General features: G+C 65.8%; 13 protein-coding genes and 1 pseudogene. 10 read left to right on the forward strand and 4 right to left on the reverse strand.

Annotation, left to right across the window (positions count from 1 at the left end; all coding sequences use genetic code 11):
* The first annotated feature begins 59 nt into the window (after nt 1–59).
* Entirely contained in the window at nt 60–875 is an 816-nt protein-coding gene (gene bacA, locus I6L32_RS06005; protein WP_010676024.1) for an undecaprenyl-diphosphate phosphatase, read from the forward strand.
* 112 nt (nt 876–987) lie between these two features.
* Here the strand turns inward: bacA and I6L32_RS06010 are convergent, their stop codons facing one another.
* The 3 genes from I6L32_RS06010 to I6L32_RS06020 all read right to left on the reverse strand — a co-directional run bounded on the left by I6L32_RS06010 (nt 988) and on the right by I6L32_RS06020 (nt 2,906).
* Nucleotides 988–1,653, reverse strand: a complete 666-nt coding sequence (locus tag I6L32_RS06010; protein ID WP_010676025.1) for a ChrR family anti-sigma-E factor — start codon at nt 1,651–1,653, stop codon at nt 988–990.
* Nucleotides 1,646–2,215, reverse strand: a complete 570-nt coding sequence (locus I6L32_RS06015) for a sigma-70 family RNA polymerase sigma factor (protein ID WP_010676026.1) — start codon at nt 2,213–2,215, stop codon at nt 1,646–1,648. Before I6L32_RS06015 ends, I6L32_RS06010 begins: the two co-directional genes overlap by 8 nt.
* A 124-nt stretch (nt 2,216–2,339) precedes the next feature.
* Nucleotides 2,340–2,906: an LON peptidase substrate-binding domain-containing protein gene (locus I6L32_RS06020; protein ID WP_010676027.1), complete on the reverse strand. Its 567-nt coding sequence runs from the start codon at nt 2,904–2,906 to the stop codon at nt 2,340–2,342.
* A gap of 314 nt (nt 2,907–3,220) precedes the next feature.
* Between I6L32_RS06020 and argS the strand changes: the two genes are divergently transcribed.
* The 4 genes from argS to hslU all read left to right on the forward strand — a co-directional run bounded on the left by argS (nt 3,221) and on the right by hslU (nt 7,959).
* On the forward strand, nt 3,221–4,966 hold the full coding sequence (gene argS / locus I6L32_RS06025) for an arginine--tRNA ligase (RefSeq protein WP_010676028.1): 1,746 nt from the start codon (nt 3,221–3,223) through the stop codon (nt 4,964–4,966).
* Nucleotides 4,967–4,969: 3 nt separating this feature from the next.
* Nucleotides 4,970–5,818, forward strand: coding sequence for an SPOR domain-containing protein (locus I6L32_RS06030; protein ID WP_010676029.1), 849 nt, complete (start codon nt 4,970–4,972; stop codon nt 5,816–5,818).
* 186 nt (nt 5,819–6,004) lie between these two features.
* Nucleotides 6,005–6,538 (forward strand): ATP-dependent protease subunit HslV, encoded by a 534-nt coding sequence (gene hslV / locus I6L32_RS06035; RefSeq protein ID WP_005306539.1) that lies wholly within the window; start codon nt 6,005–6,007, stop codon nt 6,536–6,538.
* Nucleotides 6,539–6,630: 92 nt separating this feature from the next.
* Nucleotides 6,631–7,959 (forward strand): HslU--HslV peptidase ATPase subunit, encoded by a 1,329-nt coding sequence (gene hslU / locus I6L32_RS06040; protein ID WP_069652381.1) that lies wholly within the window; start codon nt 6,631–6,633, stop codon nt 7,957–7,959.
* An 88-nt stretch (nt 7,960–8,047) separates the two neighbouring features.
* On the opposite strand, the pseudogene I6L32_RS06045 reads toward hslU, so the two are convergent.
* Nucleotides 8,048–9,476 (reverse strand): annotated as a pseudogene (locus tag I6L32_RS06045) (MFS transporter).
* A 168-nt stretch (nt 9,477–9,644) separates the two neighbouring features.
* Here I6L32_RS06045 and I6L32_RS06050 point away from each other — a divergent pair.
* From I6L32_RS06050 to I6L32_RS06070, 5 genes are all read left to right on the forward strand, one after another.
* Entirely contained in the window at nt 9,645–10,565 is a 921-nt protein-coding gene (locus I6L32_RS06050) for a LysR family transcriptional regulator (protein ID WP_114522921.1), read from the forward strand.
* Between the two features lie 260 nt (nt 10,566–10,825).
* Nucleotides 10,826–11,467 carry a TetR/AcrR family transcriptional regulator gene (locus I6L32_RS06055; protein ID WP_216944817.1) on the forward strand — a complete coding sequence of 214 codons (642 nt, stop codon included), beginning with the start codon at nt 10,826–10,828 and terminating at the stop codon, nt 11,465–11,467.
* A 94-nt stretch (nt 11,468–11,561) separates the two neighbouring features.
* Nucleotides 11,562–12,530, forward strand: a complete 969-nt coding sequence (gene hlyD / locus I6L32_RS06060; RefSeq protein ID WP_216944818.1) for a secretion protein HlyD — start codon at nt 11,562–11,564, stop codon at nt 12,528–12,530.
* Complete coding sequence (locus tag I6L32_RS06065) at nt 12,527–14,296, forward strand: ATP-binding cassette domain-containing protein (RefSeq protein ID WP_216944819.1); 1,770 nt, start codon at nt 12,527–12,529, stop codon at nt 14,294–14,296. The genes hlyD and I6L32_RS06065 overlap by 4 nt, the downstream gene beginning before the upstream one ends.
* On the forward strand, nt 14,293–15,402 hold the full coding sequence (locus tag I6L32_RS06070; protein WP_213320503.1) for an ABC transporter permease: 1,110 nt from the start codon (nt 14,293–14,295) through the stop codon (nt 15,400–15,402). The genes I6L32_RS06065 and I6L32_RS06070 overlap by 4 nt, the downstream gene beginning before the upstream one ends.

Raw genomic sequence — 15,402 nt, forward strand, 5'->3', positions numbered from 1 at the left:
CCGCCCCGACCCGTTCGGGGTTGATTTTATCCAGACCCCATAACCAAGAGATCTGCACCATGACCGAATCCTACGCCCTGTTCGTCGCCTTTGTGCTGGGCATAGTGGAAGGCCTGACCGAGTTCCTCCCCGTCTCCTCCACCGGCCACATGATCATCGTCGGCCACCTCCTCGGGTTTGAAGGACCCAAGGCCGCCACCTTCGAGGTGGTGATCCAGCTCGGCTCCATCCTGGCAGTGGTCGTCATGTTCTGGCGCCGCCTGTTCGGACTCATCGGCATTCACTTCGGTCAGAAACCGACCCCGGGCCACGCGACCCTCTCCCTGGTGCACGTCATCCTCGGCATGCTGCCCGCCGTGGTCGTCGGGCTGGCCATCCACAGCTGGATCAAGGCCAATCTGTTCGGGCCGGAAACCGTGATGTATGCCCTGGTGGCCGGTGGCATCCTGCTCATCATCGCCGAAAAGTTCCGCCCCGCCGTGACCGCGGAGACCCTGGACGACATCAGCTACAAGCAGGCCTTCGGCATCGGCCTGTTCCAGTGCCTGGCACTCTGGCCCGGTTTCTCCCGCTCCGGCGCCACCATCAGCGGCGGCATGCTGATGGGCATCAGCCGCCACGCGGCAGCGGAATTCTCCTTCATCATGGCGGTGCCCATGATGATCGCGGCCAGCGGCCTGGATCTCTACAAGAGCCGCGACTTCCTCTCCATGGCGGACTTCCCCATGTTTGCGGTGGGCTTCGTCACCGCCTTCGTGGTGGCCATGGTCGCCATCAAGACCTTCCTGGCGCTGATCCGTCGTCTCGACTTCATTCCGTTCGCCATCTACCGCTTCCTGCTGGCCTTCGTCGTCTACCTGGTCTTCGTGGCCTGATGGGCTTCGCCCCCAAGCAACACAAAAGGGACCCGAGGGTCCCTTTTTTCATGCCGTGATACCGCCTCAGTCGCGCGGCAGCCCGCTATCGCCGAGCAGCCGTGATCCCAACTCAATAGAGGTGCTGGCTGATGCCGTTGAGCAGCCGTGACAGCCCCTTGGTGAACTGCACGGGGGCATCTTGCACCGTGTAGCAGAGGCAGCCGTCCGGGGTTCGGGGGCTGTGGGCGTGGCTGGCGTCGCGCCAGATGAAATCCCCCGCCTGATAGCGGGTGTCGCCATCCTCGATGGTGCCCGCCAGCAGCAGGGTCAGCTCATATCCCTTGTGGGTGTGCTCGGGGATCCGCCCCCCCGCCTCGATGTGGAGCAGGTTGGCCCGCGCCCCCATCTCGTCCAGGGGCAGGCTGACCTGGCGGATGGCCCCGAGATGACGCCACCTGGGGGCATGATGCCGTGCCAATGCCCGCGGCAGCCGGTAACTGTGACCCGCCACCCTGAGCTCTGGCCTCGGGCTCTCGGGAAGGGCGAGCGCCGCCTCCGTCGCCACCGGCTGTTGCAGTATGCCCGCCAGCATGGCATCGAATCCGGCGGGCAGCGCCTCGTCCGGCGCGTCAGGGGCGAGATGCTGGCACGCCAGCGCCTCTTCAAATTCCTTCACCCGGGCGGCGCACTCGGGGCAGAACTCGCAATGGGCGGAGACACCGACGGCCAGCGGCAGAGGCAGCTCGTCGGCAGCGAAGGCGCGCAGCATGGGTTCAGTCGGATGGGTCTTAATCATGGCCTTGCTCCACTTGTTCCTTCAGTTTCTGTAGTGCCAGCCGCAGCCGGGACTTGATGGTGCCAAGGGGCACGCCGAGCCGGTCGGCCAGCTCCTGCTGAGAGAGCTCCTGCAGGTAGATGCCGCGCACCACCTGCTGCTGCGGCTCCGGCAGCGTGGCGACATAGTGGGCCATCTGGCGGGTCAGCACCGCGTCTTCACCGCCGCTCAGGTGCTCCTCTTCGGCCCGGAATTCCAGCAGCGGCCAGATCTCCTCGGCGCAGAGCTCCTCCTTGCTGGCGCGGCGGCGGCGCAGCATGTCAAAGCTCTGGTTGCGCATCACTGTGTAGATCCAGGTGGTGGCGGCGCCCTTGTCGGGGTGATAGAGCCGTGCCTTCTGCCAGACCAGCAGCATGGTCTCCTGCACCAGTTCCATGGCGTTGGCCTCGCTGCCGAGGTGGCGCAGCCCGTAGCTGCGGATGCGCGGCGCGAAGTGGTGGAACAGGGTGGCGAAGGCAGCCTTGTCGGCACGCTCGGCCACCCGGACCAGCAAAGATGTGAGGTCGCCGTCTGGGTTGTCCATGGGGGGCGATGTCCTGCGTGGAGCCGATTGTGGTTGGCCAGTATATGCCATTGCGCCATCCCTCGCGTGTGGTGTTCACCCCCAATACGGTGAGCGAGGAAAAAGGATCACCGGGAAGGGGAATTCAATGGCTCGCGACCAGCAGACCGCTCAGCAGGGAGAGGGTGGGCTGGTTGTCCTTGGCCGCCACCAGCCACTGCTTTTGCTCCACCGGGATGGGCAGCACCTCCAGCCAGCGCTGGGCGACCCAGCTCGCATCCTCCCAGTCCGGCTCCGGATAGAGGGCCGCGTACTCCGGATAGTCGTTGAACACATCCTGCAACGCCTTGGCCAGTGAGTGCTGATCCGCCTGGAGCCTGCCGCTCTGCCAGGGGGGAAGGGGCTCCACCTCGCCGACCCGCAGACCGTCCTCTTCCTGCCAGAGATCCGTGATGCGCACCCGCTCCACCCCGAGCACCGTGATGCCGAGCAAACCATCGGGCAGCAGATCGAAATCGATGATGCGCACCCGGGTGGCGATGGGGTACATGTTGCGCAGCGCGTCGGGCTGGCGGGGGTCCAGCATGCAGAGCGCGAACTCCCGCTCCCGGGACTCGGCGATCATGCGCTGGTATCTGGGCTCGAAGATGCGCAGCGGCATGATGCCGCCCGGCAGCAGGTGAGCGGAGAGTGGAAACAGTACCAGTGTCATGGGAATCATCCTCCAACGGCGTCCTCAAAGGATACGACCGCCACGGGAAGCGGGATCATTCAGATCGAATCGGTATAAATAACCCTGTCATAAACAGGGGAAAATAGCCTGGACAAGCCGTTTCGTTATGCAGTAGAAATGGATAACCATCACTTACCCAAATCAATATCCTGCAATGTGGTGGAAAACGCAGTGAAATATCCGCCACGCCCACGGGTGCGGGCCGTTCCTATAGTTTTCTCGGCCCGATGCGGGTAAAATTCACGCCCTTATCCAGTCAGTCACTTTTCGACGCGCAACCTCGGTGGTCAGTTATGAAAGAGCATATTCATCATCTACTTGAACAAACGGTAGCCAATCTCAAGTCCGCAGGCGTCCTGCCCGCCGACCTGGAAGCCCGGGTGCAAGTAGACCGATGCAAGGAGAAGGCTCACGGCGACCTGGCCACCAACCTGGCCATGCTGCTGGCCAAACCGGCCCGCAAGAATCCCCGCGAGCTGGCCGCTGCCATCATCGAGCACCTGCCTGCCTCCGATCTGATCGCCAAGGTCGAGATCGCCGGCCCCGGCTTCATCAACTTCTTCTTCGACCCGAGCTGGCTGGCCGGTCAGGTGGAAGCCATGGTGACCTCCGACAACGCCAACGTGAAGCTGCCGGCGCCGCAGACCGTGGTGGTGGACTACTCCGCCCCCAACGTGGCCAAGGAGATGGCGGTGCACCACATCCGCTCCACCGTGCTCGGTGACGTGGCCGCCCGCGCCCTCGAATTCCTGGGCCACAAGGTGGTGCGTGCCAACCACATCGGCGACTGGGGCACCCAGTTCGGCATGCTGATCGCCTATCTGGAGAAGATGGCCAACGAGCACGCCTCCGACATGGAGCTCAAGGACCTGGAAGCCTTCTACACCCAGGCCAAGCGTCACTATGACGAAGACGAAGCCTTCGCCGAGCGCGCCCGCAACTACGTGGTGAAACTGCAAGGTGGCGATGAGTACTGCCGCACCATGTGGAAGAAGCTGGTCGACATGACCATGGAGCAGAACCAGCGCAACTACGACCGTCTGAACATCTCCCTGTCCAACAAGGACATCATGGGCGAGTCCATGTACAACGACATGCTGCCGCAGATCGTTGCCGACCTGAAAGCCAAGGGGCTGGCAGTCGAGAGCGAAGGGGCCACCGTGGTCTTCCTGGACGAGTTCAAGAACAAGGATGGCGAGCCCATGGGCGTCATCATCCAGAAGAGCGACGGCGGTTTCCTCTACACCACCACCGACATCGCCTGCGCCAAATACCGTTACGAGAACCTGGGCGCCGACCGGGTCATGTACTTCATCGACTCCCGTCAGCACCAGCACCTGATGCAGGCCTGGACCATCACCCGCAAGGCGGGCTATGTGCCGGAATCCGTGCCCCTCGAGCACCACGCCTTCGGCATGATGCTGGGCAAGGACGGCCGTCCCTACAAGACCCGCTCCGGCGGCACCGTCAAGCTGGTCGACCTGCTGAACGAAGCGGAAGAGCGCGCCAGCGCCCTGCTGGAGAGCCGCAACAGCGACCTCTCTGCCGAAGAGAAGGCCCAGGTGGTGCACGCCATCGCCATGGGCGCGGTCAAGTATGCGGATCTCTCCAAGAACCGCACCACCGACTACATCTTCGACTGGGATCTGATGCTCTCCTTTGAAGGCAACACGGCGCCGTACCTGCAATACGCCTACACCCGTATCCAGTCCATCTTCCGCAAGGCTGGCGTCGATGCCGATACCCTGAGCGGCAAGGTGGTCCTGAGCGAAGACGCCGAAGAGACCCTGGCCCAGAAGCTGATCCAGTTCTCCGACGCGGTCAACGGCGTGGCGGACAAGGGGATGCCGCACCTGCTCTGTACCTATCTGTATGAGCTGTCCGGCAACTTTATGACCTTCTACGAAGCCTGCCCGATCAACAAGGACGGCGTGGACGAGGCGACCCGCCAGAGCCGTCTGCTGCTGTGCGCCGCCACCGCCAAGGTGCTCAAGCTGGGCCTGGGCGTGCTGGGCATCCACACCCTGGAGCGCATGTAATAGATGGCGACCCGGGATTACGTCGGCAACAGCCCGAGACGACGGGCGGGTGGCCGTAACATCAAGAAAGCGGCCCCTCGCCGCTTTCCTGTTATCCCGGCACTGCTGGCCGGGGCCCTGGTCGTCGGTTTCGGCGCCTTCCTCTACCTCATCAACGGCAAGGGCGCCGATGCCCCCACCATCGAAGAGCAGGTGAAGGCCAACAAACCCAAGGCACAGGGCAATACCCTGCCCCAGGAGAAGTGGAGCTACATCGAGCGGCTGGAGAACAAGCAGGTGGACATCATAGAGCCGCCGCCCCAGCCGGGCGTGCTGCCGCCCCCGCCCGCCGAGACCATGACCCTGCAACCGGAGAAGCTGCCCAAGCCGGTCGCGACCGACATCCCCCAGCCGGGGACCCCCATCGGTCAGGTGAAGCCCTATCAGCCGCAACCGGTGCAGCCGACCAAGCCGGCCACCGGCGCCCCGGTCGCCAGCGCCCGGGAGCAGGTGATCGACCAGAAGGCCGAGCGTGAGCGGATGGAGCGGGAGATCCGCGCCGAACTGGAGCGGGAGCGTGCCGAGGCCGCCAGGGCCAAGGCGGCGACCCAGACTGCCCAGACCGCAGCCGCCGACGGCGGTCGCTACATGATGCAGTGTGCCGCCCTGCGCTCCCAGGATTCCGCGGAATCCCTCAAGGCGCGCATCGCCTTCACCGCCGGGCTCTCTTCAAGCCTGCAGGTGGTGAACGGGGCCGGTGGCGCCGTCTACAAGGTGATGGTGGGCCCCTTCAACGGCAAGGCGGCGGCCGACGCGGCCAACCGCAAGCTGCAGGGCTCGGGCATCAGCGGCTGCATCCCCAAGAAGGGGTGATCGCCGCGTTCATGCACAGGGCCGGGTGGCAACACCTGGCCCTGTTTCTTTTGGCGCCATCCCGCACCCACCCGATCCCTCCTCCGCGATCCGTGCTCGGCACAGGCTTGAAAAGCCGTTTTGCCATCCCCATCTTTTCCTCCATGCACAGTCAGGCCGTCATTCGGCTCAAGCGAGGTAAGTAAAGTGACTACCATAGTTTCAGTTCGCCGCAACGGTCAGGTCGTCATCGGTGGCGATGGCCAGGTTTCTCTTGGCAACACCGTCATGAAGGGCAACGCCCGCAAGGTTCATCGCCTCTACAACGGCAAGGTACTGGCTGGTTTCGCCGGCGGCACCGCCGACGCCTTCACCCTGCTCGAGCGCTTCGAAGCCAAACTGCAGGCCCATCAGGGCAACCTGGAGCGCGCCGCCGTGGCGCTGGCCAAGGACTGGCGCACCGATCGCGCCCTGCGCCGCCTCGAGGCGCTGCTGGCCGTCGCCGACGAGCACAAATCCTTCATCATCACCGGCAACGGTGACGTGGTGCAGCCGGAGCACGATCTCATCGCCATCGGCAGCGGCGGCAACTTTGCCCAGTCCGCCGCCATCGCCCTGCTGGAGAACACCGAGCTCGACGCCAAGAGCATTGTCGAGAAGTCCCTCAAGATTGCGGGCGACATCTGTGTGTTCACCAACGGCAACCACACCATCGAAGTGCTGGATTATTCAGCTAAATAAGTCGGCGAAATAGGGCCGCAAAATAAGGCCGCCAGCCAAACCCCATTTTCCAAGGGGTGGGCCCTGCCCGCCCCGGATACAGGAACGCCATCATGTCCGAGATGACCCCGAGAGAAATCGTCCACGAGCTGGACAGACACATCATTGGTCAGGCCGACGCCAAGCGCGCGGTCGCCGTCGCCCTGCGCAACCGCTGGCGCCGGATGCAGCTCTCCGAGGAGATGCGCCACGAGGTGACCCCGAAGAACATTCTGATGATCGGCCCGACCGGCGTCGGCAAGACCGAGATCGCCCGTCGCCTGGCCAAGCTGGCCAACGCCCCCTTCATCAAGGTGGAAGCGACCAAGTTCACCGAAGTGGGCTATGTGGGCAAGGAAGTGGACAGCATCATCCGCGATCTGACCGATGTCGCCATCAAGCTGGTGCGCGAGACCGAGATGGAGAAGATGAAATACCGCGCCGAGGAAGCCGCCGAAGAGCGCATCCTCGACGCCCTGCTGCCCAACCCGCGCAACAGCTGGGGTGAGGAAGAGAAAGCCGACAACTCCAACACCCGCCAGATTTTCCGCAAGAAACTGCGGGAAGGTCAGCTGGATGACAAGGAGATCGAGCTGGATCTGGCCGCCTCCCCCATGGGTGTCGAAATCATGACCCCGCCGGGCATGGAAGAGATGGCCAACCAGTTGCAGGGGCTGTTCCAGAACCTGGGCCAGAACCAGAAGAAGAAGCGCAAGATCAAGGTCAAGGAGGCCATGAAGGCGCTGATCGAAGAGGAAGCGGCCCGCCTGGTCAACCCGGAAGAGCTGAAGCAGAAGGCCATCGCCTCCGTCGAGAACAATGGCATCGTCTTCCTCGACGAGATCGACAAGATCTGCAAGCGCGGCGAGAGCTCGGGCCCGGACGTTTCCCGTGAAGGGGTTCAGCGCGACCTGCTGCCGCTGGTCGAGGGCTGCACCGTCAACACCAAGCACGGCATGGTCAAGACCGATCACATCCTGTTTGTCGCCTCCGGTGCCTTCCAGATCGCCAAGCCGTCCGACCTCATCCCCGAGCTGCAGGGCCGTCTGCCGATCCGGGTCGAGCTGACCGCCCTGACCACCGAAGACTTCGAGCGCATCCTGACCGAGCCGAACGCCTCCCTGACCGATCAGTACAAGGCGCTGATGGCCACCGAAGGGGTCAACATCGAGTTCACCCAGGATGGCATCCGCCGTCTGGCCGAAGCGGCCTGGCAGGTCAACGAGCGCACCGAGAACATCGGCGCCCGCCGCCTGCACACCGTGATGGAACGGCTGATGGAAGACATCTCCTATGACGCCTCCGAGAAATCCGGCGAGACCTTCGTCATCGACACCGACTACGTCAACGCCCACCTCGGCAAACTGATTGAAGACGAGGACCTGAGCCGCTTCATTCTGTAACAGGTTGATCGATAACGAGGAGCTGAGCGGTTTACTATCCTGCTCAATCCCATAGCAAGACGCCTCCCCTGTGGAGGCGTCTTCATTTTCAGCGTTCTCCCGACTCGCAGCCGTCCCGGGCCACATCACCCTGCACGACACGCTCCTCCCTTCCCGCCAACCAGAGCGCACTCATCAGCAGCAAGGCCGTCAGGGCGAAGGTGGCCCGGGTGGCGAACGCCAGCTCGTCCGCCGTCGCGAGGGCGAGATCGGGCCGCCCCGCCAGGGCGGCGAACAGGCCCCCCAGCCCCGCCGCCCCCGTCAGCTGGCCCAGGTTGCGCGACAGGGTCAGCAGCCCGGCCACGGCGCCACGGCTCGCCCCCTCCGCCTCCCCCACCACGGCGCTGTTGTTGGCGGTCTGGAACAGGGCATAACCGGCGGTGAGCAGCAGGATGGGCAGCAGGTAGCCGAGGGGCCCGAGCGCCCTGTCCAGCAGGGCCAGCAAGACGGCGGCCACCACCATGAGTCCCAGGCCGAGGCGCACCACAGGGGTCGCCCCCACCCTGTCCACCAGCCAGCCAGCCAGCGGGCATGCCGGACAGCGCCGCCAGCAGCGGGCCCATGGAGATCATCAGCCCCACCGTCCCCATGTCGAGGGCAAAGGCGCCGTGCAGGTAGAAAGGACCGATCAGCAGCGTCGCCACCATGACGCTGGCCACCAGCGCACTGGCGATGATCCCGCCTCTTCGCCTGGGCGCCCCCAGCAACACCAGGGGCAGCAGGGGGCGACGGGCGCCCGAGTCGGCACGTACGAAGAGCGCCATGGCGACGAGCGCCCCTATCCCCGGCCAGGCTCCGAGCGGGCTGCCCCGGGTCAGTGCCAGCCCGTAGCAAAGCAGCGCCGTCACCAGCAGCAACAGACTGGTGAGCGGGAGGCTTCCCTCGGCAGAGCCCGCCTCATCCCGGGGCAGATCCCGCCAGGCACACCCCAGCGCCAGCAACGCCAGGGGGAGCAGCAGCAGGAAGGGTGCCTGCCAGCCAAATCCGCCGATCAACAGGCCGCCGAAGGAGGGGCCGAGCGCCGTGCCGCAGGCCGACAGGGTGCCGAGCAATCCCATGCTCCAGCCCCGTCGGGCTGGCGGCACCAGCTCTCCTGCCATGGCCAGCGAGAGCACCAGCATGCAGGCCGCACCCGCCCCTTGCAGGGTGCGAGCGGCAATGAGCCAGCCGATGGAAGGGGCCAGGGCGCACAGCAGGGAAGCCAGCGCAAAGACCCCGGTCCCCCAGAGCAGCAGGCGACGCCGCCCCAGACGATCCCCGAGCCGACCCGCCACCACCGTCAGACTGGTGATCCCAAGCAGGTAGGCCACCAGCACCCATTGCAGGCTGGCGAAGGGCACGCCGAAGTCCTGCCCCAGGGCAGGCAGCACCAGGTTGGCCATGCTGCCCGCCAGCATGGGCAGCAGGGTGGCGAGCCCGAGCCCCGCGAGACCAAGACGGCGCGTCACGGGAGGGGAAACAAGAAGTGGTGTGGACATGGCAGTCTCTCCGGCAAGTGATGATGCACCCAGGCTAGCGGGGGTAGTGACAAGGCGGAAGACGCACGATTTGCAGCTTATAGTTGCACCAGACGCCATATGAAGAGATGGCAACTCGCGTATCATGAAGGGGTCGGCCCGTCAGGCGCCGCCTGCGAGGAGACGACCATGACCCCGGATTTCAACCTGCTGATCACCCTGGATGCCCTGCTGGAAGAGGGCAGTGTGGCGGGCGCCGCCAGACGGCTAGGCCTGAGTGCTTCCGCCATGAGCCGGGCCCTGGCAAGGCTGCGGGAGACCACGGGGGATCCGCTGCTCGTGCGGGCGGGACGCGGCCTGATCCCCACACCTCGGGCGCAGATCCTGCGGGATGAGGTCGCCCGCCTGGTTCAGGAGACCCGGGCCGTGCTGCGCCCCCAGCAGGAAGTAGACCCGGCGAGCCTGGAGCGCACCTTCCGCCTGCGATCCAGCGACGGCTTCGTGGAGGCGGTAGGCCCCGCCCTGCTGGCGCGCCTCGCCGTCGAGGCCCCCGGGGTGCGGCTGCACTTTCTGGCCAAACCCGACAAGGAGAGCGGCCCCCTGCGCCGTGGCGAGCTGGACTTCGAGACCGGGGTCATCGGCGCCACCACGGCCCCCGAGCTGCGCACCCAGGCCCTGTTCCAGGACCACTTCGTCGCCGTGGTGCACCCGGACCACCCCCTCTGCGACGGCACCCTGACCGTGGCGCGCTATGCCGCCGCCCGCCACGTGCTGGTCTCCCGCCGGGGCCAGCCACACAGCCTCATCGACGAGATCCTCGCAGGCCAGGGGAAGCGGCGCACCATCACCACCCTGGTTCCCGGGTTTGCGACGGCGCTGGCCCTGGTCAGGGAGAGCAATCTGGTGGCGACGGTGCCGCGCCTGCACTGCGCCAGCCTGCTCGGCGATCTGGTCACCCTGCCCCTGCCCTTCGCTCTGCCAGGGATCCGGGTCGCCCTGCTCTGGCACCCCAGTCAGGATGCCGATCCGGGCCACCGCTGGCTGCGCGCCCTGATACGGGACACCTGTGCCCGGCCCCCCTATCACACCGGGGCCACCGACACCCCCTGATCCGGGTCAGGCAGCGCCCGGCTCCATCACAGGCCCCTTGTGGCCCGAGCGCCCAAAAGCGCCTTTCACCACCCCATCACACCGACATGCCCGTGGCTTGGGCACAATCGGTGGATCCTTCCCCCTGCCGGACGGGGATCACGGCCCCTCAGAGCGGGGCGGATCACATTGCGGGCAAAAAGATCCTGTCGCCCGCTTCCGCATTTTTTATACGGTCGTATAATTGCGTACAAAATGCATACACCAGGAGCACCAGCCAGATGCACCCCACCCGTCAGAAACTGCTCGATACCGGCCTCGCCATCGCCACCGACAAGGGGCTGCGCGGCCTGACGGTGCGCGAGCTGGCGGCAGCGGCCGAGGTGAACCTCGGCTCCTTCGTCTACCACTTCGGCAACCGCGACGCCTTTATCGACGAGCTGGTGGAGCTCTGGTACGCCCCCCTCTATGACGAGCTCAAGGCGGTGGCAGCCAAAGGCTCCTACCCCTCCGCCATCGCCATGTTCGAGGCGACCATGGAGGCGCTGATCGGGCTGGTGGCGCGCCAGCGCGGCTTCATCAACCACCTGTTTGGCGATGCCCTGGCGGGGGAAGGGGCGGCCCAGCGCTTTCTGCTCAGCCTGCCGCGCCGTCATCCCCTGCTGCTGATCGAGCAGGTACGGATGGCGCAGGCGGAAGGGTCGCTGGTCGCGGGTCACCCGCTCCAGCTGATGATCTTCATCATGGGGTCGGTCGGCCTGCCGCTGGTGATCGCCGGCAGCGGTCGTCAGCTCGGCTGGCTGCCCGAACAGGCTGCCCCCTTTCTCAGCCAGATAGACAACCCAGAGGCCGCCAGACAGCGGCTGGTATGGGCCCTGCGCGGCCTGCGCCCCACCGACATCAAGGAAGGAAAAACGGCATGAAACAATCCATCGCCATCATCCCTATGGCAGCTCTGCTGCTGGCCGTTCTCGGTGGTTACCTCTGTTGGCAGAGCCATCCTCAAGGAGAAGCGGTATGAAGCAACGCATTGCAATCGTGGCCCTGCTGCTAACCGTTATCGGTGGCTACCTCTGGTGGCAAGGGCGCCCGGCCGACGGCTCCATCCTCTACGGCAACGTCGATATTCGTGACGTCAGTCTGGCCTTTCGGGTCGGCGGCCGCGTCGATCAGGTGCTGGTAGACGAAGGGGATAGCGTAAAAGCCGGTCAACTGCTGGCACGCCTGGATCCGGCGCCCCTCACCCACAGCCGCGACAGCGCCCGCGCCAATCTGGCGGCGCTCACTGCCGCCAACGCCCTGATCCACAAAGGCTATCGCAGCGAAGAGACCGACCGCGCCCGGGCCGCACTGGCCGCCGCCGAAGCCGCTGCACTGGAAGCCGACCAGCAGTGGCGCCGCCAGAGCGCATTGGCCGCCAACGGCGCCATCTCCCGCGGTCAGCTCGATACAGCCCGCTCCCAGCGAGATCAGACCCAGGCACAGGTACGCTCCGCCCGCGAGCAGCTCGCCCAGCTCGAAACCGGCTACCGCCCGGAGGAAATCGCCCAGTCCGATGCCCAGCTGGAAGGGGCCAAAGCGGCGCTCGCCAGCGCCGAACTGGCGCTGGCAGATGTCAGCCTGACCGCCCCCAGCGACGGCATCATCATCAGCCGCGCCATCGAGAACGGCAGCATGGTGCAGAGCGGAGCGACCGCCTTCAACCTCTCCCTGACCGCGCCGGTCTGGGTGCGCGCCTATGTGGAGGAGCCCTGGCTCGGCCACTTCCCGAGCGGCGCCAAGGTGACCCTCACCACCGACTCGCGGCCGGACAAGCCCTATCACGGAGTAGTGGGATTTGTCTCGCCCACCGCCGAGTTCACTCCGAAATCGGTGGAAACGCCGGATCTTCGCACCCACCTCGTCTACCGGCTGCGCATCGTGGTGCAGGATCCCGACCCGGCCCTGCGACAGGGGATGCCGGTCACTGTCAGGCTGGCCCCATGAGCTGCGCCATCTCCCTCGAGGGGCTCACCAAACGCTTTGGCGAGCGGGTCGCCCTCAACGCCATCTCGGCCACCATTCCGGCTGGCGGCATCACCGGACTGGTCGGCCCCGACGGCGCGGGCAAGAGCACTTTGCTGCGCCTGCTGGCCGGTCTGCTGATCCCCGAAGCGGGCACCATCCGGGTGCTGGGGCTGGATCCGGTGAGCGAGGGAGACCTGCTGCGCCAGCGCCTCGGCTACATGCCCCAGCAGTTCGGCCTCTACGAGGATCTCAGCGTGCTGGAGAACCTCACCCTCTACGCTGACTTGCGCGGCGTACTGGAGCCGGAACGCACACCCACCTTCGCGCGGCTGCTCGCCTTCACCGATCTCGCCCGCTTCACCGCACGACCGGCGGGCAAGCTCTCTGGCGGGATGAAGCAGAAACTCGGGCTAGCATGCGCCCTGCTCGGCACCCCGGATGTACTGCTGCTCGACGAACCGGGAGTCGGGGTCGATCCCATCTCTCGCCGCGCCCTCTGGCAGATGGTGCGCGAGCTGGCCAAGGGGGGGATGACGGTGCTCTGGAGCACCGCCTACCTCGACGAGGCGGAGCTGTGCGACCACGTGCTGCTGATGGCGGATGGCGAGGTGCGCACCAGCGGCACGCCAGCCGATCTGATGGGGGCCATGGCCAGCCGCTGCTGGCTGCTGGAGGCGGGGCAACTGGATGGCCGCGAGCGGCGCGCCCTGCTACGCCGGGCACTGGCTCATCCGGCGGTAATGGATGGCGCGGTAGCGGGGGAGCGGGTGCGCCTGCTGCTGCACCCGGGCATGACGCCCCCACCGCTCCCGGAGCTGCATCTCGCCAACGGCGCCTTTCAACCGGCCCAGCCCCGGCTGGAGGATGCCTTTATCGACCTGCTCGGCGGCGGCCCCGGCGGGGAGTCGAGTCTGGCAGCCGGGATGCGGGAAGCCGAACTGCCGCAGGGGGTCTCCCCCGAGGCGGTGATCGAGGCGCGCCACCTCACCAAGCGCTTCGGCGATTTTGCCGCCACCGATGATGTCAGCTTTGCGGTGCGCCGCGGCGAGATCTTCGGCCTGCTCGGCCCCAACGGGGCGGGCAAGTCCACCACCTTCAAGATGGAGTGCGGCCTGCTGCGCCCGAGCGAGGGACAGGCGCTGGTGACCGGCATCGATCTGGCCCACAGCCCCTCGGCGGCGCGCCAGCGCCTCGGCTACATGGCGCAGAAGTTCTCCCTCTACAAGCAGCTCACCGTGGCGCAGAACCTCTCCTTCTTCGCCGGTATCTACGGCCTGTTCGGCCGCCACCAGCAGACGCGGATCGATGCCATGGTGACTGCCTTTGCCCTCGCCCCGTGGCTCGATCAGAAGGCGGAATCCCTGCCGCTCGGTCTGCGCCAGCGCTTATCGCTGGCCTGCGCCCTGCTGCACGAGCCACCGCAGCTGTTTCTCGACGAGCCCACCTCCGGGGTCGATCCGGTGACCCGGCGCGAGTTCTGGTCGCACATCAACGCACTGGCCGACCACGGCGTCACCGTGCTGGTCACCACCCACTTTATGGATGAGGCGGAGTATTGCGACCGTATTGCCCTCATCTATCGCGGCAAGCTGCTGGCACTCGGCACCCCGGACGATCTCAAGGGGCTGGCGGCCAAAGAGGCGGCGACCTCTTTGCCAACCGGTTCCTTGCCGACCTGTTCTTTGCCAACAATGGAAGAGGCCTTTATCACCCTGGTCGAGCGGGCCAGCGAGGAGGAAGCATGAGCATCAACCGTCGGCGACTGCTGGCCCTCTGCCGCAAGGAGACACTGCAAATCGTCCGCGACCCGAGCAGCATCCTCATCGCCTTCATCATGCCGGTGGTGCTGCTGGTGGTGATGGGTTACGCCATCAATCTGGATGTGGACCACCTGCGCCTCGGCATCTGGCGCACCGACAGCGGCGCCCCGGCGGTGCGGCTGGAGCAGGCCCTGCGCGGCTCTACCGCGCTGGAGATCCACAGCGGGCCGAGCAAGGAGTCCCTGCTCGCCAGTCTGGCCCGTGGCGAGATCCGCGGCCTGCTGGTGATCGATGACGGCTTCTCCCGCGCGCTGGCCGGTCAGGGCAATGGCACGCCGCAGGCGCTGCTGCTGACCGACGGCTCCGAGCCCAACACCGCCAACTTCGTCACCAACTATGTGCAGGGGATCTGGCAGGGGTGGCTCGCTGGCGAGGGGGTCGCCATGCCCGTGTCGATAGAGAGCCGCGCCTGGTTCAACCCGGCGCTGGTGAGCCGCAACTTTCTGGTGCCTGGCTCCATTGCGGTGGTGATGACCATCATAGGGGCCCTGCTCACCTCGCTGGTGGTGGCGCGGGAGTGGGAGCGCGGCACCATGGAGGCGCTGCTCGCCACCCCGGTCACCAAGGGAGAGCTGCTGCTCTCCAAACTGCTGCCCTACTATGGCCTTGGCATCATTGCCATGCTGCTCTGCCTGCTCTTCTCAGTGGCGGTGATGGGCGTGCCCTGGCGCGGCTCCCTGCTGCTGCTCTTTCTGGTCACCAGCGTCTTTCTCGGCAGCGCCCTCGGGCTCGGGCTGTTCCTCTCCACCGTGATGCGCAGCCAGTTCAATGCCGCACAGGCGGCGCTGATCGCTGCGTTTCTGCCCGCGGTGATGCTGTCGGGCTTCGTGTTCGAGATCGCCAGCATGCCGCCTTGGCTTCGGGCCATCACCCACCTCATTCCGGCCCGTTACTTCGCAAGCTCCCTGCAGACCCTCTATCAGGCGGGCAGCGTCTTCTCGATCCTGCTGGTCAACGGTTTTTGTCTGCTGCTGCTGGCCGGTTTCTGGCTGGCCCTGACCGCCCGCAAGACGCGGCGCACTCTGGAGTAA

The sequence above is a fragment of the Aeromonas sp. FDAARGOS 1402 genome (assembly GCF_019046925.1).
Taxonomy (GTDB): Bacteria; Pseudomonadota; Gammaproteobacteria; order Enterobacterales; family Aeromonadaceae; genus Aeromonas; species Aeromonas caviae.